This is a genomic window from Paeniroseomonas aquatica, from assembly GCF_030409335.1.
Lineage (GTDB): Bacteria > Pseudomonadota > Alphaproteobacteria > Acetobacterales > Acetobacteraceae > Belnapia > Belnapia aquatica.
Map to the genome: position 1 here is coordinate 1 of NZ_JAUFPN010000194.1, position 18,827 is coordinate 18,827.

20 protein-coding genes and 2 other RNA genes are annotated in these 18,827 nt (G+C 70.4%); 15 read left to right on the plus strand and 7 right to left on the minus strand.

The features are described from left to right. Nucleotides 1-55 precede the first annotated feature (55 nt). On the minus strand, nt 56-997 hold the full coding sequence (thyX, locus tag QWZ14_RS24000) for an FAD-dependent thymidylate synthase (protein WP_290319492.1): 942 nt from the start codon (nt 995-997) through the stop codon (nt 56-58). A 159-nt stretch (nt 998-1,156) separates the two neighbouring features. On the opposite strand from thyX, the gene ssrA (QWZ14_RS24005) reads away from it, so the two are divergent. The 9 genes from ssrA (QWZ14_RS24005) to QWZ14_RS24045 all read left to right on the plus strand — a co-directional run bounded on the left by ssrA (QWZ14_RS24005) (nt 1,157) and on the right by QWZ14_RS24045 (nt 8,925). Beyond that, nucleotides 1,157-1,313, plus strand: a transfer-messenger RNA (tmRNA) gene (ssrA, locus tag QWZ14_RS24005). 561 nt (nt 1,314-1,874) lie between these two features. After that, nucleotides 1,875-3,713: a group II intron reverse transcriptase/maturase gene (ltrA, locus tag QWZ14_RS24010; RefSeq protein ID WP_290319493.1), complete on the plus strand. Its 1,839-nt coding sequence runs from the start codon at nt 1,875-1,877 to the stop codon at nt 3,711-3,713. A gap of 78 nt (nt 3,714-3,791) precedes the next feature. After that, nucleotides 3,792-3,995, plus strand: a transfer-messenger RNA (tmRNA) gene (ssrA, locus tag QWZ14_RS24015). Between the two features lie 94 nt (nt 3,996-4,089). Then, a complete protein-coding gene (locus QWZ14_RS24020) occupies nt 4,090-4,575 on the plus strand; it encodes an SspB family protein (protein ID WP_290319494.1) in 486 nt (161 codons plus the stop codon). Nucleotides 4,576-4,785: 210 nt separating this feature from the next. After that, nucleotides 4,786-6,387 (plus strand): fumarate hydratase, encoded by a 1,602-nt coding sequence (locus QWZ14_RS24025; RefSeq protein ID WP_290319587.1) that lies wholly within the window; start codon nt 4,786-4,788, stop codon nt 6,385-6,387. After that, nucleotides 6,387-6,779, plus strand: a complete 393-nt coding sequence (locus QWZ14_RS24030; protein ID WP_290319495.1) for a RidA family protein — start codon at nt 6,387-6,389, stop codon at nt 6,777-6,779. The genes QWZ14_RS24025 and QWZ14_RS24030 overlap by 1 nt, the downstream gene beginning before the upstream one ends. Next, nucleotides 6,779-7,177 carry a VOC family protein gene (locus QWZ14_RS24035; protein ID WP_290319496.1) on the plus strand — a complete coding sequence of 133 codons (399 nt, stop codon included), beginning with the start codon at nt 6,779-6,781 and terminating at the stop codon, nt 7,175-7,177. Before QWZ14_RS24030 ends, QWZ14_RS24035 begins: the two co-directional genes overlap by 1 nt. A 79-nt stretch (nt 7,178-7,256) precedes the next feature. Further along, nucleotides 7,257-8,663, plus strand: coding sequence for a class II fumarate hydratase (locus tag QWZ14_RS24040; protein ID WP_290319497.1), 1,407 nt, complete (start codon nt 7,257-7,259; stop codon nt 8,661-8,663). Continuing rightward, entirely contained in the window at nt 8,656-8,925 is a 270-nt protein-coding gene (locus QWZ14_RS24045; protein ID WP_290319498.1) for a ribbon-helix-helix domain-containing protein, read from the plus strand. The genes QWZ14_RS24040 and QWZ14_RS24045 overlap by 8 nt, the downstream gene beginning before the upstream one ends. Here QWZ14_RS24045 and QWZ14_RS24050 read toward each other — a convergent pair. From QWZ14_RS24050 to QWZ14_RS24060, 3 genes are read right to left on the minus strand one after another with little or no spacing between them, the layout of a single operon-like run. Continuing rightward, a complete protein-coding gene (locus QWZ14_RS24050; protein ID WP_290319499.1) occupies nt 8,904-9,788 on the minus strand; it encodes a heme-dependent oxidative N-demethylase family protein in 885 nt (294 codons plus the stop codon). The two genes, QWZ14_RS24045 and QWZ14_RS24050, sit on opposite strands and share 22 nt — an antisense overlap. A 54-nt stretch (nt 9,789-9,842) precedes the next feature. Beyond that, nucleotides 9,843-10,340: a YdcF family protein gene (locus tag QWZ14_RS24055; RefSeq protein ID WP_290319500.1), complete on the minus strand. Its 498-nt coding sequence runs from the start codon at nt 10,338-10,340 to the stop codon at nt 9,843-9,845. After that, the gene (locus QWZ14_RS24060) at nt 10,337-11,581 is read right to left on the minus strand and encodes a class I SAM-dependent methyltransferase (RefSeq protein WP_290319501.1); all 1,245 of its coding nucleotides are present in this window, start codon (nt 11,579-11,581) and stop codon (nt 10,337-10,339) included. Before QWZ14_RS24060 ends, QWZ14_RS24055 begins: the two co-directional genes overlap by 4 nt. 111 nt (nt 11,582-11,692) lie before the next feature. On the opposite strand from QWZ14_RS24060, the gene QWZ14_RS24065 reads away from it, so the two are divergent. The 3 genes from QWZ14_RS24065 (at nt 11,693) to QWZ14_RS24075 (ending at nt 14,715) form a co-directional block, all read left to right on the plus strand. Further along, nucleotides 11,693-12,208: an invasion associated locus B family protein gene (locus QWZ14_RS24065; RefSeq protein ID WP_290319502.1), complete on the plus strand. Its 516-nt coding sequence runs from the start codon at nt 11,693-11,695 to the stop codon at nt 12,206-12,208. Next, a complete protein-coding gene (gene rlmN / locus QWZ14_RS24070; RefSeq protein ID WP_290319503.1) occupies nt 12,205-13,368 on the plus strand; it encodes a 23S rRNA (adenine(2503)-C(2))-methyltransferase RlmN in 1,164 nt (387 codons plus the stop codon). The genes QWZ14_RS24065 and rlmN overlap by 4 nt, the downstream gene beginning before the upstream one ends. 114 nt (nt 13,369-13,482) lie before the next feature. Further along, nucleotides 13,483-14,715 (plus strand): alpha/beta fold hydrolase, encoded by a 1,233-nt coding sequence (locus QWZ14_RS24075; RefSeq protein ID WP_290319504.1) that lies wholly within the window; start codon nt 13,483-13,485, stop codon nt 14,713-14,715. A 13-nt stretch (nt 14,716-14,728) separates the two neighbouring features. Here the strand turns inward: QWZ14_RS24075 and QWZ14_RS24080 are convergent, their stop codons facing one another. Then, nucleotides 14,729-15,319, minus strand: a complete 591-nt coding sequence (locus QWZ14_RS24080) for a TetR/AcrR family transcriptional regulator (RefSeq protein WP_290319505.1) — start codon at nt 15,317-15,319, stop codon at nt 14,729-14,731. Nucleotides 15,320-15,394: 75 nt separating this feature from the next. On the opposite strand from QWZ14_RS24080, the gene bdcA reads away from it, so the two are divergent. The 3 genes from bdcA to QWZ14_RS24095 are packed head-to-tail and all read left to right on the plus strand — an operon-like array spanning nt 15,395 to nt 17,308. Continuing rightward, nucleotides 15,395-16,108, plus strand: coding sequence for an SDR family oxidoreductase (gene bdcA, locus QWZ14_RS24085; RefSeq protein WP_290319506.1), 714 nt, complete (start codon nt 15,395-15,397; stop codon nt 16,106-16,108). A gap of 41 nt (nt 16,109-16,149) precedes the next feature. Then, nucleotides 16,150-16,539 carry a nuclear transport factor 2 family protein gene (locus tag QWZ14_RS24090; RefSeq protein WP_290319507.1) on the plus strand — a complete coding sequence of 130 codons (390 nt, stop codon included), beginning with the start codon at nt 16,150-16,152 and terminating at the stop codon, nt 16,537-16,539. A 37-nt stretch (nt 16,540-16,576) separates the two neighbouring features. Continuing rightward, a complete protein-coding gene (locus tag QWZ14_RS24095) occupies nt 16,577-17,308 on the plus strand; it encodes an HAD family hydrolase (protein WP_290319508.1) in 732 nt (243 codons plus the stop codon). On the opposite strand, the gene QWZ14_RS24100 is transcribed toward QWZ14_RS24095, so the two are convergent. Further along, nucleotides 17,305-18,276, minus strand: a complete 972-nt coding sequence (locus QWZ14_RS24100) for a tripartite tricarboxylate transporter substrate binding protein (protein ID WP_290319509.1) — start codon at nt 18,274-18,276, stop codon at nt 17,305-17,307. The genes QWZ14_RS24095 and QWZ14_RS24100 overlap by 4 nt on opposite strands. Then, the gene (locus QWZ14_RS24105) at nt 18,273-18,749 is read right to left on the minus strand and encodes a MaoC family dehydratase (RefSeq protein ID WP_290319510.1); all 477 of its coding nucleotides are present in this window, start codon (nt 18,747-18,749) and stop codon (nt 18,273-18,275) included. Before QWZ14_RS24105 ends, QWZ14_RS24100 begins: the two co-directional genes overlap by 4 nt. Nucleotides 18,750-18,827: the final 78 nt, after the last annotated feature.

Here is an 18,827-nt window from a genome sequence, read left to right on the forward strand (position 1 = left end):
CGGCCGCGGCGCCGGGTGGCCGGGGCCGCCGCGGCCCGCCCCGCCCGCGCCGGGCTCATGCCACCGGGCGCCCCAGGGTCTCCATCAGCTCCCGCCATTCCCGCTTCGACAGGCCGCTGTCCGGCTGCGCCACCGGCTCCCCGGCGAGCAGCCGGCGGACCACGCCGAGCATTCCGGCCGAGAAGGTCGCGGCGCCCATGCGGTAGTCCAGGAAGGCCTCGTGGCAGGCCGGGACCCAGGCCTGCACCGTGTCCAGCATCACCTCGGCATAGGCGCGGATCTCGTACTGGGCATGGGCGTCGGCGCGCAGCCTGAGGAATTGGAACAGGTTGTGCAGGTCGGTCTTCCAGTACCACTGGGTATAGGTGTTCAGCGTCAGGTTCATCCGCGCCAGCTCGCGCGCCAGGCCCTGGCGGCCGGGGTCGGCGGGGGTGTCGGCCGCCCCCTCGTTCAGCATCCAGGCGTAGTGGTCGTAGGTCTGCATCGCGTCCTGGCGCAGCAGGTCGAGCACCCGGGCCGCCTCCTCGCCCTGCAGCGGGGCGCCGCGGCCCTGGCGGTTGTCGCTCGACTGGGCGGCCAGCTGCTCCGGCGCCGGCAGGTAGAATTCCCGGTCGAGGATGGAATAGCGGGCCGAGTACTCGTTCACGTTGGCGGTGCGGTGGCGGATCCACTGCCGGGCGATGAAGATCGGCAGCTTCACGTGGTACTTGATCTCGCACATCTCGAAGGGGGTGCTGTGCCAGTGCCGCATGAGGTAGCGGATCAGCCCGCGGTCCTCGTTCGCCGCCCGGGTGCCGCGGCCATAGGAGACGCGGGCGGCCTGCACCACCGCGGCGTCGTCGCCCATGTAGTCGACCACCCGGACGAAGCCGTGGTCCAGCACCGGCAGCGCCTGGTACAGCAGGGCCTCCAGGGCCGGAACGGTGGGGCGGCGGGTCTGGTGCTCGGCCGCGCGGGCGGCGGCGATGTCGTCGAGCTGGGTCGGGGTGAGGGCCATGGCAGGGTTTTACCGGGCACGCCCGGATTCGGACAGGCCCGAGACGGGATGCCGCCGCCGCCGGGCGGAGTGTGTCCCGCGCGCATCGCCTGCCGCCTCTCTCGATGGTGAGCGCCGATACCCCTCGAAACCCGGCGCGGGACGCCGTACCTAGGGGCCGTCGCTTCGGCGACTATGGTGATAAACACGGCTTGGAATAATCGTTGCGGACCCGGGGGCAGTGCCCGGCGCCTCCACCATCGGCCCTGTCGCAGGGGTCTTCATGGGGGCGAAACAGGCTCGACGCGGTGCGCCGGAAGGCGCTTGTTCTTTGACTTTTTAATCTGTGAGAACTTGGTTCTCCGGGGTAGCTGACGCCGCCCCGTGGTCATTCGGCTTACCTGAGGGGGAAACCCCGAAGGGGACCTTAGCATGCCGAAAAAGCCGTGGATGAGGCAAAACTTCCTAGCCTCTGAGCGGCGAGACCAAAACCTGCATGGTGAAAGCTGTATTGCTTCAATCCTAGTCCTAAGTGGTTGTAATCTGACGGAACCTCAGGGAAGTTCGAGGGGTTCACTCGTCCATGGAGAGGGGAATAGCTCAGTCGCCCACTCTCAGTCAGCCAGGACGGGCACACTGCCAATCGGCAGTTCACGGGACGAACGGGACACCTAAACAGGTTGGATCAGAAGGACAGGCCACTCCGGGACACCCTAAACAGGGGCAACCCTGCATGGGTGCAGAGGACTCGTACTAGCCAAATGCCCGGCGTAATGGCCGGGACAGCCAGCCGCGAGGCTGGATCACCTAGGGGATAAGTCCGGTAACTCCGGACGAAACCGCCGATGGCGAGGTGAAGGGGTCTAGGGTGCCTACAAATCCGAACATGAATGGAGGGATGCTGATGCTTCCGGATACCGTTCAGAAGCGGATGGACAAGATACCGGCTCTCGTTCTGGCCGGTAAGCGAGTGAATGGCCTTCACCGACTTCTCGTGTCACCCGCCCTATGGCGAAATGCCGTGGAACGGGTGCGCAAGAACAAGGGCTCTTCCACGCCCGGCATCGACAACGAAACGTTCGACGGTCTCACGACCGCCACCGTCTCGGGTTGGGTCGATAAGCTGGTGGAGCGGCGATACACGGCGCAACCGGTCAAGCGCGTGTACATCCCGAAACCAAACGGTAAAGAAAGGCCGCTCGGGATACCCACGATTTCGGATCGCGTGTTACAAGACGTGCAACGGGTCATACTGGAACAAATCTACGAACCGGTCTTCTCAGATCGGTCCCATGGGTTTCGACCGGGACGGTCCTGCCACACGGCCCTGGAACAACTCCGCTACTGGGCTGGCACGAAATGGTTCGTCGAGGTGGACATAAAAGGATACTTCGACAACATCGACCATGACGTGCTCCTAGAACTGATGCGCAAGCGGGTTGACGATGAGGACTTCCTCAAAATCATTCGCAAGCAACTCAAAGCGGGGGTGATGGAGAAACGGACGCTTACGCCGACCTACAGCGGTACCCCGCAAGGGGGCATCGTTTCGCCTATCCTGGCTAACGTGTACCTCCATGAGCTTGATATGCACATGGAAGCACTCATGGCCGGGTTTAATCGCGGTAAGGTCCGAAGGGCTACGCCTCTGGCGAAGAACCTCTCGGAGCTAGCGCGACATAGGCGGCGCAAAATCGACGCCCTTGGCGACGATGAAGCAAGTACGGTTAGGAAGAAGCAACTCCTTACCGAGATCGAGGAACTGATTGCGCGACGGAACGCAGTACCTGCCTCCGACCCGCACGATCCCACCTTCCGGCGAATGCAGTACATGCGGTATGCTGACGACTTCCTAATCGGAATGGTTGGTACCCGCGAAGAAGCACTCGCCACGCTGGAAAACGTCCGCCGATTTCTGAAAGACACGCTCCATCTGGACGTGGCCGAAGATAAGACGCGGGTAGTACCGGCATCCGAGGGGGTAATGTTCCTAGGGTACACGATCAAGACCAAGACGGGATCACGAGAGACGAAGCGGGTCAGCGGGAACGCTACGTACAAAATACGTAGTCCTTCGGACCGGATCACACTCAGTGCCCCGGATTCTAAACTGCGAGCTTTTTGTCAACGACACCGATATGGGGATTACGATACGGCCATCGGTAAGGCACGACCGGAACTCCTTCATAGCTCAGACTTCGAGATCGCGGTGATCTTCAACGCCGAGTTGAGAGGTCTTGCTAACTACTATCGGCTAGACAAGCATGTGAAGCGGCACCTGAGTAAGTTACATTGGGTGTGGCAGCAGAGCTTTGCGCGGACTCTTGCTAACAAGCACCAGAGCACCGCATTGCAGCAGTTGGCCCGGTTCAAGGTGCGACCGGGGGTCTACATCGTGACGCACAGCCAAGGGGAGGGTAAGGACCCACTCCGCGTGCAGCTATGGAACCTGTTTTCCGGTCTTCGGTACGTAGGAAGACCGGCGACAAATCGTTCGGTGGACGAGTTTCCGACTGAGCGTAATTTCGCGTATGTCAGGACCGATATCACGACCCGCCTTGCAGCCAAGCAGTGCGAAAGCTGTGGGGAAGCCGGGGAGGTTGAGGTACACCACGTCCGCAAGATGGCGGACATGGCGAAGGCCCCTTTCTTTAAGGGCCTGATGGCATCGCGGACCCGCAAGTCGGCCGCTCTCTGCCCTACGTGTCACCGCAAGCTGCACGCGGGCCTCTTGTAAAGGACGGGGCCAAGTTCTCATTAGGCACAGTGAAAGCCGGATGCATCGAAAGGTGCCCGTCCGGTTTGGGGTGGGGTCTTCGTGCGGTCGAGTCGGGCAACCGGCTAGGTTCGCGGGGTACCTACACCATCGTGGTAAAGAGGCCGCTTTTGCCCGGCATGGTTCCGCCGTCATCGGGCCGATTCTAAGTGCGAACGATAACAGCCGTGAGGCTGTCGCACTCGCTGCCTAGGAATAGGTAAGCGCGGTTCGGGGGGCACCGGGCAACAGAAGCCCCCCACTCAGCCTTTTTTCCTGCATTGATCCAAGTTAAATCTCGGCTCCCACTTCCGTGATTGATTGAGTTTGCTTTATACGTAGGGGGGGAGTTCGATTCATGAGCGATTCGCCGGCCCGGCCAGACAGCCTGTTGCCCTACGCCCTCTGGACCGAGGAGGCGCTGCGCGCCGTCGTGCGGGACGCCCTCGTCCATACCGCCAAGCACGGCCTGCCCGGCGAGCACCACTTCTACCTGACCTTCCGGACCGACTTCCCCGGCGTCGCCATCCCCGGCCATCTCAAGGCGCGCTACCCGCAGGAGATGACCATCGTCCTGCAGCACAAATTCTGGGACCTGGCCGTGGACGGCGGCGCCGGCACCTTCTCGGTCGGCCTGTCCTTCGGCGGCGTGCCCGCCATGCTCACCGTCCCCTTCGCCGCGCTGACCGCCTTCGCGGACCCGCACGTGCGCTTCGGGCTGCGCTTCCAGGCGACCGCGCCCGAGGTGCGGGCCGAGCCGGAGCCAGAGGCCGCCCCCGCCCCCGCCGCCGGGCCGCAGGTCGTCAGCCTCGACGCCTTCCGCCGCCGCCCCGCCCGCGACTGACGCCACGAGGGAAGGCGCAGCGGTTGGCTTGAACCCGCGCCTGGGGTAATCCCCGCACAGCCGATTGCGCCGCCGATGCAACCCGCGGCGCCCCTGCGCGGAGACCCGCCCGTGACCCCCACCGAAGACACCGCCCTCGCGCCGCCGCCCGATACCGACGCCGGCCCGGTTTCCCCGCCGACCCGGCCCTCGGGCTTCCTCTACAGCCCGATGTTCCCGCTGCAGGACGACGCCACCCCCTGGCGCAAGCTGCCGATCGACGGCGTCTCGACCCTCGAGGTCGAGGGCAAGACCGTCCTCAAGGTGGCGCCCGAGGCGCTGGAGCAGCTCGCCTTCCAGGCCTGCAAGGACGTCTCCCACCTGCTGCGCCCGGGGCACCTGGCCCAGCTCGCCAGGATCCTGCAGGACCCGGAGGCCAGCGCCAACGACCGCTTCGTCGCGCTCGACCTGCTGAAGAACGCCAACATCGCCGCCGGCGGCGTGCTGCCGATGTGCCAGGACACCGGCACCGCCATCGTCTTCGGCAAGAAGGGCCAGCGGGTCTGGATCCAGGGCGACGAGGAGGAGGCCATCAGCTACGGCGTCCACCGCACCTATACCGAGACCAACCTGCGCTACTCGCAGATGGCGCCGCTCAGCATGTTCGAGGAGGTGAATACCGGCAACAACCTCCCCGTCGACTTCTCCATCATGGCCCAGCCCGGCGAGCACCATGCCGACGAGCTGCACCTGATGTTCGTGTTGAAGGGCGGCGGCTCGGCCAACAAGACCTTCCTGTTCCAGCAGACCCGCGCGGTGCTGAACAAGCCGAAGCTGCTCGCCTTCCTCGAGGAGAAGATCAAGACGCTGGGCACCAGCGCCTGCCCGCCCTACCACCTCGCCATCGTCATCGGCGGCACCAGCGCCGAGACCACCCTGAAGACGGTGAAGCTGGCCAGCACCCGCTGGCTGGACGGCCTGCCGACCGAGGGCGACCGCTCCGGCCATGCCTTCCGCGACCCGGGCCTCGAGGCCGAGGTCCACAAGCTGACCCAGAACCTCGGCATCGGCGCGCAGTTCGGCGGCAAGTACTTCTGCCACGACGTCCGGGTGGTGCGGCTGCCCCGCCATGGCGCCTCGCTGCCGATCGGCATCGGCGTGAGCTGCTCCGCCGACCGCCAGGTGAAGGCCAAGATCACCCCCGAGGGCGTCTTCATCGAGGATCTCGAGCACGACCCGGCGAAATACCTGCCGGAGGCGACCGACGAGATCCTCAGCGAGGCGGTGGTCCGGATCGACCTGAACCAGCCGATGGAGGCCATCCGGGCGGAGCTGTCGAAGCATCCGGTCAAGACCCGCGTCTCGCTGACCGGCACCGTGGTGGTCGCCCGCGACATCGCCCATGCCAAGCTGCAGGAGCGGATCGAGGCCGGGCTCGGCCTGCCCGACTACATCAAGGACCACCCGGTCTACTACGCCGGCCCGGCCAAGACCCCGGCCGGCTACGCCACCGGCAGCTTCGGCCCGACCACGGCCGGGCGGATGGACAGCTACGTCGCCGGCTTCCAGGCCGCCGGCGGGTCGCTCGTCATGCTGGCCAAGGGCAACCGCAGCAAGGCGGTGCTGAACGCCTGCAAGCAGTATGGCGGCTTCTACCTCGGCAGCGTCGGCGGCCCCGCCGCCCGGCTGGCGCAGGACTGCATCCGCAAGGTCGAGGTGCTGGAATACCCCGAGCTCGGCATGGAGGCGGTCTGGAAGATCGAGGTCGAGGACTTCCCGGCCTTCATCGTCGTCGACGACAAGGGCAACGACTTCTACGAGGGGCTCGAGTAATGCCCCGCGTCTACATCTCCTCGGGCTCGAGGTTCGAGGAGGAGATCGGCTATTCCCGCGCCGTGGTCGATGGCGACCATGTCTGGTGCTCCGGCACCACCGGCTACGACTACAAGGCGATGACCATCGTGGACGACGTCGCCGGCCAGGCGGCGCAGTGCTTCGAGAACATCGCCGCCGCCCTGGCCCAGGCCGGGTGCAGCCTGGACGACGTGGTCCGCGTGCTCTTCATCGTGCCGAACCGGGCGGATTGGGAGCCCTGCTGGCCGGTGGTGAAGCGCTACCTCGGCACGGCGAAGCCCGCCTCCACCCTGATCCACGCCGGGCTGCAGACCGATGCCATGCGCATCGAGATCGAGGTCACCGCCCGCCTTCCGAAGGGATCCGCCTGATGCGATTCGCGGTCGACCGGCTGGACCACCTCGTCATCAACTGCCGGGACGTGGAGGTCATGGCCTCCTGGTACCAGCGCGTGCTCGGCATGGAGCGGGAGGATTTCGGCTCCCCCTCCCGTGTCGCGCTGAAATTCGGCGGGCAGAAGATCAACCTGCGCCCGGTCGGGGTGCCGCAGGCGGAGTGGATGGCGGCCGAGGTGCTGGCCGCCGGCACCCAGGACCTCTGCTTCATCGTCGCCGTGGCGCCCGAGGAGATCGTCGGCCAGTTCCACGCCTGCGGCGTCAGGATCGAGGCCGGGCCGGTCACCCGCATCGGCGCGCTCGGCGCGATGGGCTCGGTCTATTGCCGCGACCCCGAGGGCAACCTGATCGAGGTCTCCAGCTACTCCACCTGACGACCGGCGCCGCCCTGGAGCACCCAAAGGGCCTGACTGACGTTGGGCTCTGCGACCCACATCGCAGAGGAATGCCCCGATGGCCGATACCCGCACCGAAACCGACAGCCTCGGCAGCATCGACATCGCCGCCGTGCGCTACTGGGGCCCGCAGACGGAGCGTGCCCGCCGGCTGTTCCGGATCGGCTCGGAGCATTTCCCGCCCCTGCTGATCCGCGCCGTCGGCCTGCACAAATGGGCCTGCGCCGAGGCCAACGAGCGCCTCGGCGAGCTGCCCGCCGAGCTCGCCGGCCCGATCCGCGAGGCGGCGCAGGAGATCGCCGATGGGCGGCGGGACGCCGACTTCCCCCTGCCCGTCTGGCAGACCGGCTCCGGCACCCAGACCAACATGAATGCCAACGAGGTCATCTCGAACCGCGCCAACGAGCTGCTGGGCTCTCCGCTCGGCAGCCGCAAGCCGGTCCACCCGAACGACCACGTCAACCGCGGCCAGTCCTCCAACGACAATTTCCCGACCATGATGCACATCGCCGCCGCCGAGGCGGTGGAGGGAAGGCTGATCCCGGCGCTGGGCGTGCTGCATGCCGCGCTCTGGCGCCGGTCGGAGGAATGGGCCGATATCATCAAGATCGGCCGCACCCACCTCATGGATGCGGTGCCGGTTACCCTCGGCCAGGAATTCGGCGGCTGGGCGCGGCAGGTGGAGTTGGGCATCGAGCGGCTGCGGGGCGTGATGCCGCGGCTGCTCTCGGTCCCCCAGGGCGGCACCGCGGTCGGCACCGGCCTCAACCGCCACGCCGACTTCGATACGGTCTTCTGCCAGATCCTGGCCGAGCGCGCCGGCCTCGCCTTCACCCCCAACCCGAACAAGTTCGAGGGCATGGGCGCGCATGACGCCTTCGTCGAGCTGCAGGGGGTGATGAACACCATCGCCGTCTCGCTGAACAAGATCGCCAACGACATCCGCCTGCTCGGCAGCGGCCCGCGCTCCGGTTTCGCCGAGCTGGTGGTGCCGGCGGCCGGGCTCTCCAGCAGCATCATGCCCGGCAAGACCAACCCGACCCAGTCGGAGGCGATGACCATGGTCGCCGCCCAGGTCATGGGCAACACCACCACCGTCACCGTCGCCGGCGCCCAGGGCCACCTGGAGCTCAACGTCTTCAAGCCGGTCATCATCTTCGCCGTGCTGCAGTCGGCGACCCTGCTGGCCGATGTCGCCGAGAGCTTCGCCGAGCACATGGTCCTGAAGCTGGAGCCGAACCGCGAGCGCATCGCCGAGAACCTGGCGAAGTCGCTGATGCTGGTGACCGCGCTGAACCCGAGGATCGGCTACGACAAGGCCGTCGCCATCGGCAAGAAGGCGCTGGCCGAGAACCTGACGCTGCGCGACGCGGCCGAGAAGCTCGGCTTCGTCACGCCCGAGGATTTCGACCGCTGGGTCCGGCCGGAGGACATGGTCGCCCCCGGCGCCACGCTGGATGGCTGAGGGCGGCCACCTGCGGAAACGCAGCTTTCAGCTCGCCGGCCACCGCACCTCGGTGGCGCTGGAGCCGGAGTTCTGGGCGGTGCTGGAGGCCGTCGCCGCCCGCCGCGCCGCCAGCCTGGCCGGGCTGGTGTGCGAGATCGACACCGCCCGCGCCGCGGCGGGCCCGCCGCTGGCCAGCGCCCTCCGGGTCTTCGCCCTGGCGCAGAGGGCGGCGGAGGCGGAGGTGGCCGCGCCGCCGCCTCAGGGGCAGGCCTCGAGGTAGCCGAGGACCGCCTCCCGGAAGGGCAGCAGGCTCTTGTAGCGCTGCATCTCCGGCGGCAGCGCCAGCACCGCCTCGCGCAGCCGGGCCGCCTCGCCGGGGTGGCGCACCACCGCGGCCAGCGGGGTGAGGTGGATGCGGATGCCGAAGGCGATGGCGCCGCTGGCCGGCAGCCGCACGAAGCTCTGCCGCTCCACCCGCAGCACCAGCGCCTCCCCGGCATTGGCCGCGGTCACCGCGGCGGCGTGGTCGGTGCGGCCATGGGCCTCGGCGCGGAACAGGGTGGCGTCGTCCATCAGCGACCAGTTCAGCCGCATCGCCAGCCGGCCCGGCTTCAGCAGGGTGAGGAAGCGGTCCACCGGGCGTTCCAGCGTCTCGGCATAGCGCGGCACCGGCGCGTGGATCGGCCCCAGCAGCCGGCCGAGCTTCTCCGCCAGCCGCCAGCCGCTGGGGAAGCAGAGCACCGCGCCGACCAGCCGGAGGCCCCCCTCCTCCTCCCGCAGCAGGCAGAAATCCTCCTGCACCAGCCGCCCGACCAGGGGCAGCGGCGCCTCGTCGAGGTCGCAGGCCTCGCCGGTCAAGGCATTGTGCAGCCGGCGGCCGTCGCGGCGGAACCAGTCCGGATAGCGCGCCGGGAGGTGCGCCACGAGGCGATCCAGCAGCTCCCGCTGGATCGCCTCGGTGCCGGGCAGCGCGGCGACGACCTCGGCCGGGCGCTCCCGCAGCAGCCGGCGCCGCTCGGCAAGCTGGGCGGGGTACTGGTCGTCGATCTCGATCCATGCGCCGGGCGGGATGGCGGTGAGGCCCATGGCCATGCGGAAGGGGCCGGGGCCATAGGGCAGGTGCAGGATGGGCGGCGGCAGCATGCGGGGCTCCGTCGGGGCAGGCGGGCAGCCTAGCCGCTTATCGGCCGGGGAGGATCACCGGCCCCGCAGCCGGTGCCAGATCGCCAGCCCGGCGTCGTAGGGAATGGCCGGGACCTCCCGCAGCCGCCAGTACCAGCGCTGCGCCACGCCGGCGCCGCGGGCGGAGCCGCCGATCGGCACCGGCCGCGCCGGCAGCCCGAGCAGCCGCAGCACCAGCAGGCAGCGCGGCAGGTGGAAGCGGCTGGTCGCGGCGAAGACCGGCCCGGCATGGCCGTGCAGCAGCCGCGCGCAGGCCCGGGCCGAGGAGAGGGTGTCGGTCCCGGTCGGCTCCTCCAGGATCCGTCCCGGCGGCACGCCGAACTCGGCCAGCAGCGCGGCCATGACCTGGCTCTCGGGCGGGCCGAAGCGGCCCTGGCCGCCGGTCGGGACGAAGAGCGGCGCCTCCAGCCCGGCGCCGAGCCGGGCGGCCGCCTCGACCCGCCGGCGCAGGGTCGGGCTGGCGCTGCCGTCCGGGCGGACGGCGGCGCCGAAGATGATGATGGCGGCGCTCAAGCGGGGGCGGTGATCAGCAGGCGGTTCATCGCTTCCATGCTCCGCCGCAGCAGCGGCAGGTCGCGCCAGAACGCCTCGCGGGAGACGCCGTTCGCCGCCAGCTCGTCGGCGATGGCGCCGAAGCAGCGCCTGCCGTCCACCCGCTGCAGGATGGCCCCCGCCAGACGCGGCAGCGGCAGGCTGACCCGCAGGCCGTCGAAGGTCACCCCGATGGTGCCGTCCCGCGGCAGGCCCTTGGCCAGCGCCGGGCCGTCCATCTCCCGCAGGGTCGGGACCGCGGCCGGGTCGTCCCAGGGGGGCGCGGCCTCGGGGTCGCCGGCGCGGACGCAGTAGACGATGTGGATGCCCATGTTGCCGGTGATCGATTCCGCCAGGGCGGCGCGCTCCAGCGGGGCCATCGCCGCGGTGCGGGCGCGCAGCCGCGGGTCGGCCAGGTAGCTGTCGGGGTCGTAGCGCACCGGCTCCACCCAGCAGGCGACCCGCAGCCCGGCGGCGGCCACCAGCGCGCCGAGCTGCGGCACGGTGAAGGCGGCATCGCGCGGGTTCAGCAGCAGGTCGTAGATCCCGGCGTCGCCGCCGGAGATATGGTCTGTCAGCCAGGGGTTGCGCTTCAGCCAGGCGGTCTCCGGCACCTGCCGCCAGAGCCGCCGCGCCACCTCGACCCGGGCGGCCGGGGCCTCCGTCGCCGGGGCCAGCTGCCGCAGCGCGTCCTGCAGCATGTAGACCCCGGTGCGGCCATGCGGGGCATAGACCATCAGCCCGAGCCCGCCGCCCGGCGCCAGCACCGAGACCAGCGACCGCAGCCCGGCCAGCGGGTCCGGCAGGTGGTGCAGCACGCCGCAGCAGTCGATGTAGTCGAAGGGGCCGAGGCCAGAGCCCGCCAGCTCGAGCAGCGAGCCCTGCTCGAAGCGGATGTTCTCCAGCTTGCGGACCGCCGCCCGGGCCTCGGCCAGCCTGCGGGCGGCACCGCTGCGGTCGAGCCAGGTGACGCTGCCGGGGCGCCCGGCCCAGGCCATCTGCTGCGCCAGCATCATGGTGCCGTCGCCGCTGCCGCCGCCGGCGAACAGCGCCTGCAGCGGCCGGCTGGCCGGGCGGCGGGCGCCGAAGATCCAGTGGTCGATCTCCCGCAGGTGGCTCGGGCTGCCGATGATCAGCCGCTTCGCCTCCTCCCGCGGGTCGCGGGCGGGATAGGGAAAGGCCTCGTACTGGGCGGCGAGGTGGCCATCGGCGGCATCGGTCATGGCCGGATGGCATAAGGGGCCGGGGCGCCGACGACCAGCCCGCTTGCCGTGATGTCGCGTTTCCGGCGAAGGTCCATTGCTGGAGAGGCCGGGGGCTCGTATCTAGCGCGCATGCGCGTGCTTCCTCGCCTCGCCCTGCCCATCCTCCTCCTCCTCGCCCCGGTTGCCATGGCGCAACAGCAGCAGGCTCGTCCGCGCAAGCTGGGCGATTTCCAGGCCTGGATCGCCGCGACCTACGCCGAGGGGGGGCAGAAGGTCTGCTACGCCTTCGCCAAGCCAACCCGCAGCGAGGGCGCCAGCCGCCAGGGCGTGCTGTTGACGGTGACCCATCGGCCCAGCGGGCGGGACACGGTCACCATGTCCGCCGGCTATGCCTATCCGCGCAACGCCGAGGTCATGGCGACGGTCAGCGCCAACGAGCTGCCCTTCTACACCGCCGGCTCGACCGCCGCGGCGCGGGACGGCGCCGCCGCGGTGCGCGCCTTCCGCAGTGGCCGCGACGCGGTGCTGCGGGGGCCGGGCGCCAGTGGCCGCGGCACGGTGACCGACAGCTTCTCCCTGGCCGGCTTCAGCCAGGCCTACGACGCCATCAGCAAGGAATGCCCGCCGGGCGGGGCCGGGCGATGAGCGACCTGACCGTCGCCGAGCGCGACCGCGTCCTCGCCAAGTCGGCGCTGTTCAACCCGCCGGAGGCGACGCTGCCCGACGGCCGCCGCGAGCTGGTCGGACTGACGCGGGAGGAGCTGGTCGCCGAGCTGGCGACGCTGGGCGAGAAGCCCTTCCGCGCCAAGCAGCTCTGGCACTGGATCTATCACCAGGGCGTCACCGACTTCGCCCGCATGACCAGCATCGCCGGGCCGCTGCGCGAGCGCCTGGCCGAGCGCTTCGTGGTCGGCCGGCCCACCGCGGCGGAGGTGCAGACCAGCGCCGACGAGACCCGCAAATTCCTCTTTCGCTACCGCGACGGGCAGGAGGTGGAGACGGTCTATATCCCCGACCGCCACGCCGACCGCGGCGCCGTCTGCATCAGCACCCAGGTCGGCTGCACCCTGTCCTGCCGCTTCTGCCATACCGGCACCCAGAAGCTGGTCCGCAACCTCGGCGCCGCCGAGATCGTCGGCCAGTTCATGGCGGCGCGGGACAGCTACGGCGAATGGCCGAGCCCGAAGGACGACCAGCCCCGCCTGCTCTCCACCATCGTGGTCATGGGCATGGGCGAGCCGCTCTATAACTACGAGAATACGGCGAAGGCGCTGCGGATCATCATGGACGGCGAGGGCATCGGCCTGTCCCGCCGCCGCATCACCCTCTCCACCTCCGGCGTCGTGCCGATGATGGACCGCTGCGGCGAGGAGCTGGGCGTCAACCTCGCGGTCTCCCTCCATGCGGTGACGGACGAGCTGCGCAACGAGATCGTGCCGCTGAACCGCAAGTACCCGATCGCCGAGCTGCTGGATGCCTGCCGCCGCTACCCCGGCGCCTCCAACGCCCGCCGCATCACCTTCGAGTACGTCATGCTGCGCGGGGTGAACGACAGCGAGGCCGAGGCACGCGAGCTGGTGCGGCTGCTCGCCGGCCTGCCGGCCAAGATCAACCTGATCCCCTTCAACCCCTGGCCCGGCAGCCCGTATCTCACCAGCACGCATGAGCAGACGGCCAAATTCGCCGCCATCCTCAACGATGCCGGCTATTCCAGCCCGATCCGCCGGCCGCGCGGGCGGGACATCTCGGCCGCCTGCGGGCAGCTGAAGACGGAAAGCGAGCGGGGGCGGAAGGCGGTCGCCTGAGGCCCCGGCGCTCTCGCGCTTTGGTTGCATTCCGGCAAGCATTCGGCGATAGCGGTTGCATCGCTTCGCCTTGGATATGAGTCCCGGGCGCGGCCGCATCCGGGGGATTCTGCCATGCTTGCTGTCGTGTCGCGCGCCATCCTGCTGCTGGCCGGGCTCGGCCTACCCGGGATGGCGATCGCGCAGCCGGTGCGCCCCGGCCCGGCCGGCATGGCCTTCTACCAGGCGCCCAGCCCGCTGCCGGCGGGGGAGCGCGGCTCGGTCATCTGGGCCCGGCCGCTGGCCGCCGAGGCCTCCCTCGCCAGCGCCGCCCGCAATACCCTGGTGCTCTACCACTCCACCGCCGCGGCCGGCGGCAGCACCGCCGTCTCCGGCACCATCGCCATCCCGCCCGGCACCCCGCCGGCCGGCGGCTGGCCGGTCATCACCTGGACCCATGGCACCACCGGCCTGGCGCCGGTCTGCGCGCCCTCGCGCGATACCCCGACCGGGCCGGAGCATGCCTATCTCGCCGGCCTCCGCACCCTGCTCGATGGCTTCGTCGCCCGCGGCTATGCGGTGGTGGCGACCGACTACGAGGGGCTCGGCACGCCGGAGCCGCATCCCTTCCTGCAGGGCCGCCCCAATGCCTGGAACGCGCTCGACATGCTGCGCGCCGCCCGGCGGGTCGAGCCCAACCTCGGCACCCGCTATGCCGTGCTGGGCCACTCCCAGGGCGGCCATGCGGCGTTGTTCACCGGGGCGCTGGGGCCGGACTACCTGCCGGAGTTCACCCATGTCGGCACCCTCGCCTTCGCCCCGGGCTCGCAGATCATGGGCCGGCTGGATGCGGTGCGGCAGGCGGCGGGTGTCGAGCTGTCGTTGCCCTACGTGCTCTACGTGCTGCAATCCTATGCCGGCACCAACCGCGCCATCAACCTCACAAAGATCCTGGCGCCGGCCGCGCTGCCGCATCTGCCGGACCTGCACGTGGGCTGCATGACCCATGCGCTGACCACCGGCTACTGGTCCACCGCCATTGCGAAGGACCAGTTCCTGCCCGCCCCCGACCTCACGGCTTTCCGCAAGATGGCGGCTGAGAACGAGCCGGGCAGCCTGCGCATCGCCGCCCCCACCATGATCATGCAGGGCACCGCCGACAGGACCGTGCCGCCGGGCTGGACGGATAGCCTGGCCGGGCAGCTCTGCGCCAATGGCACCGGCCTCGCCTACCGGCCGGTGGCCGGGCGGGACCATAACGGCGTGATGGTCGGCGGGGCGGAGGAGGCGCATGCCTGGGTCGCCGCCCGCTTCGCCGGGGAGGTGGCGGCGAGCAATTGCGCGGCGCTGCCGAAGGCGGGGGGCTGAGCCGCCTGGGCGCTCAGGCCTCGACCGCCCGTGGCAGGGCAAGCCCCGCCAGGCGGGCGGTCGCCAGCAGGCGATCCAGCCCATGCCCCTCCCGCGCCATGGTGGAGAGGCCGGTCATGACCGTCACGACGTAATCGGCCAGGCGTTCCGCCGCGTCCGGCCGGGTCGCGGCGACGAAGCGGCGGATCGCCTCCTCGGCGGTGGCGGCGATGGCGCGGGCGGCCTGCCGCGCCTCGGGGTCGTTGCAGCGCGCGCCCTCGATGACCAGGCAGCCGGCGGCGGCCGGATCGGCGGCGTAGCGGCGGGCGGCCTCCTCCAGCAGGGCGGCCAGGGCCTCGGCCACCGGGCGGCCGGGCCGCAGGATCTCGGCCAGGGGGAGGCCCTCGGCGGCACTGTAGCGGCCGAGGATGCGGGCATAGAGCCCGGCCTTGCTGCCGAAGGCGGCGTAGAAGCTGGGCGGGTTGATGCCGAGCGCCGCGGTGAGGTCGGCGACGCTGACGCCATCATAGCCGCGCGCGTGGAACAGCCGCTGGGCGGTGGCGACGGCCTGGTCCGGGTCGAAGCCCCGGGGCCGGCCGCGTGGGCGGGGTGAATTTGTAGTCATCGATACAGAATGCCTTGACGGGGCCTTCGGGAGATTTATGTAGTGATGCCTACATTGATCCTCAAGGAGGTTCCCATGGCCGGTTTCCAGGGTAGGTCCGTTCTCGTGCTCGGCGGCAGCCGGGGCATCGGGGCGGCGATCGTGCGGCGCTTCGCGGCGGAGGGCGCGGCGGTGGCCTTCACCTATGCCGGCTCCCAGGCCGCGGCGGAGCAGCTGGCGGCCGAGACCGGCGCCACCGCGGCGCTGACCGACAGCGCCGACCGCGACGCGGTGATCGCCCGGGTGCGGGACAGCGGGGCGCTCGACGTGCTGGTGGTGAATGCCGGCGTCGTCGTCTACGGCGACCCGCTGGAGCTGGACCCGGATGCGGTGGACCGGCTGATCCGCATCAACGTGGCCGCGCCCTACCACGCGGCGGTGGAGGCGGCGCGGCGGATGCCGGAGGGCGGGCGGATCATCGTCATCGGCTCGGTCAACGGCGACCGGTCCGCCTTCCCCGGCATCGCGGCCTATGCGATGAGCAAGTCGGCGCTGCAGGGCATGGCGCGCGGACTGGCGCGGGACTTCGCGCCGCGCGGCATCACGGTGAACGTGGTCCAGCCCGGGCCGATCGACACCGACATGAACCCGGCCGCTGGCGGCTTCAAGGACCTCGTCTACCCCGCCATGGCCTTCAAGCGGCACGGCAGGCCGGAGGAGGTGGCGGGCATGGTCGCCTGGCTGGCGGGGCCCGAGGCGGGCTTCGTGACCGGGGCGATGCACACGATCGACGGCGGCTTCGCCGCCTGATCCGCAGGGCGCCGCCCCCTTTCCCCCGAGGAGCTCCCATCATGCCCAGCAACGACCCGGCGACGCCGGAGCCGGATTTCGACCATCTCCTCCGCGCCAACCTCGAGCGCGTCTTCAACGAGCGCGATCCCGCCCGTCGCGCCGCGGCCATGGCCGAGCTCTACGTCGCCGAACCCGTGATGTACGAGCCCACCGGCGTCGTGACGGGCCGCGCGGCGATCGCCGAGGTCGCCGGGCGCCTGCTCGAGCAGTCCGGGCCGGACTTCGTCTTCCACGCCGACGGCGTGGCGGTCGGCCACCACGGCCTCGGCACCCTGCGCTGGCACGCGGGCCCGGGCGAGGCGGTTGCCGTGACCGGCACCGACGCGGCGCAGGTGGTGGAGGGGCGGATCTCCCGCCTTTGGGTCCTGCTCGACCCGCCGGCCGGGTGATCGCGGCCCCTTCCCGCATCGGTGCCCGCCGCCCAGAGTGGCGCCCCGCCACGTCGCCGGAGGACGCCCCATTCTCACCCTCGATCCGCCGCCCAAGGTCATCACCTTCGACTGCTACGGCACCCTGGTCCGCTGGCCGGACGCCATGCGCCAGGCGGCCGCCGCGATCCTCGCCCGGCACCTGGGGGCGGCGGCGCCGCCGGGGCAGGCCGCCGCGATGGCGGAGCGGCTGCGGGCGGTGGCGGGGGAGGAGCAGCAGCGGCCACCCTTCCGCGCCTATCCCGCGATCCTGCAGGCCAGCCTCACCCAGGCGCTGGCCGAGGCCGGCCACGCCGCCACCCCCGACGACCTGGTCCTGCTGCGATCGATCCTCGGCAGGATCGCGCCGCATCCCGAAGTGCCCGCCGCCCTCGCCCGGCTGCGCACGCGCTACCGGATCGGCATCATCAGCAATACCGACGACGAGCTCATCGCCGGCACCGTGGCGGCGATCGGCACGCCGGTGGACTTCGTCGTCACCGCCCAGCAGGCCCGGGCCTACAAGCCGGACCACCGCCTCTTCCTCCATGCCCATGCCGGCATGGGGGTGGCGAAGGAGGAGACGATCCATGTCGGCATGGGTCAGTTCACCGACCTGAAGGTCTGCCGCGAACTCGGCATCCGCTCGGTCTGGATCGACCGGGACAGCGAGGCCCTCGACCCGGCCTGGCAGCCCGATGCCGTGCTGCAGGACCTCGCCGGGCTGCCGGCGTTGCTGCTCCCAGGCTAATCCGCCGTCGCGCCGCTCTCCTGCACCACCTTGGTCCAGAGCGCGATCTCGCTGGTCAGGTAGGCCGTGTAGTCCGCCGGGCTGCCGCCCGTCGGGCGCGCGCCCTGCGCCGCCAGCTTGGCCCGCACCTCCGGATCGGCGAGCGCCACCCCGACCGCCGCATTCATCCGCGCCGTCGCCGCCGCCGGCGCCTTCGCCGGCGCGAGGATGCCCTGCCAAGCCCCGACATCGAAGCCCGCCGGCATCAGCCCGGCCTCGGCCATGGCCGGGACCTCCGGCAGCAGCGGCGTCCGCTCCGCACTGCTGACCGCGATCGCCCGCACCCGGTTGTCCTGGATCAGCGGCAGCGCCGTCACCACCGTGTCGCTGGTGAACTGCACGTTGCCGGCGGCGGTATCGGTCAGCGCCGCCGCGGTGCCGCGATAGGGCACGTGCACCGCATCGCCGCCGATGTGCCGCAGCACCAGGAAGCTGACGAGGTGCGAGATGTTGCCGACCCCGCCCGAGGAATAGCTGAACTTGCCCGGGTTCGCCTTCACCCAGGCGATGAACTCCGCCGGCGTCCGCGGCGGCAGGCCTGGGTTCACCACCAGCGCCAGCGGCGAGGCGGCGGTGAGCGAGACCGGCGTCAGGTCGCGCAGGAGGTCGTAGGGCAGCGTCTTGTACAGCGCCCGGCTGATGGCGATGGAGGAGGTGTTGTAGAGGTAGGTGTAGCCATCCGGCTCGGCCTTCGCCACCGCCTCGGCGGCGATGTTGCCGTTCGCCCCGCCGCGGTTCTCGACGATGATCGGCTGGCCCAGGTCGCGGCCCATGCGCTCGGCCAGGATGCGCGCCACCACATCGGTCGGCCCGCCCGGCGGGAAGGCGACCACCAGGCGGATCGGCCGGCCGGGGAAGGGCGCTTGCGCCAGGGCCGGGGCGGCAAGCGTGGCGGCGCCCAGCGCCAGCAGGGTGCGGCGGTCGATCATTCTGCGTTCTCTCCCGGCAGCCCGGCGAGCAGCCGGGTCACGTCGTAGTCCATTACCGCCTCCCCCCGCTGGTTGGCCACCCGCACCGCGCAGGCAACGACAGCCCGGCCGCCGCGGGAGGTCGGCCGCACCCCGGTCACCTCCACCTCGGCATGGATGGTATCGCCGACCCGCACCGGCGCCTTCGGCCGGATATGGGTCTCGAGCAGCGCCAGCCCGGTGCCATGCACCATGCCCCGCAGCAGCATCCCCTCGATCAGCGCATGGGTCAGCGCCGCCGGCACCGGCCGGGCGCCGAGCGCGCCGGCATGGGTGGCATCGACGAACAACGGCTCCTGCATCCCGGTCAGGGCGACGAAGCCCATCAGGTCGTGCTCGGTGACGGTGCGGCCGAAGCTGCGGAAGCGTTGGCCGACGGCCAGTTGCTGCCAGTAGAGCCCGAGGCCGAGCAGGGGCGGGGTCGGGTCCGGCATGGGCGTCTCCTATAACCACCCAGGCTCCGCGCCCCTGGCGTGCCTGTCAACGCGGCGCCCCGGCTTGACGCACCGCAG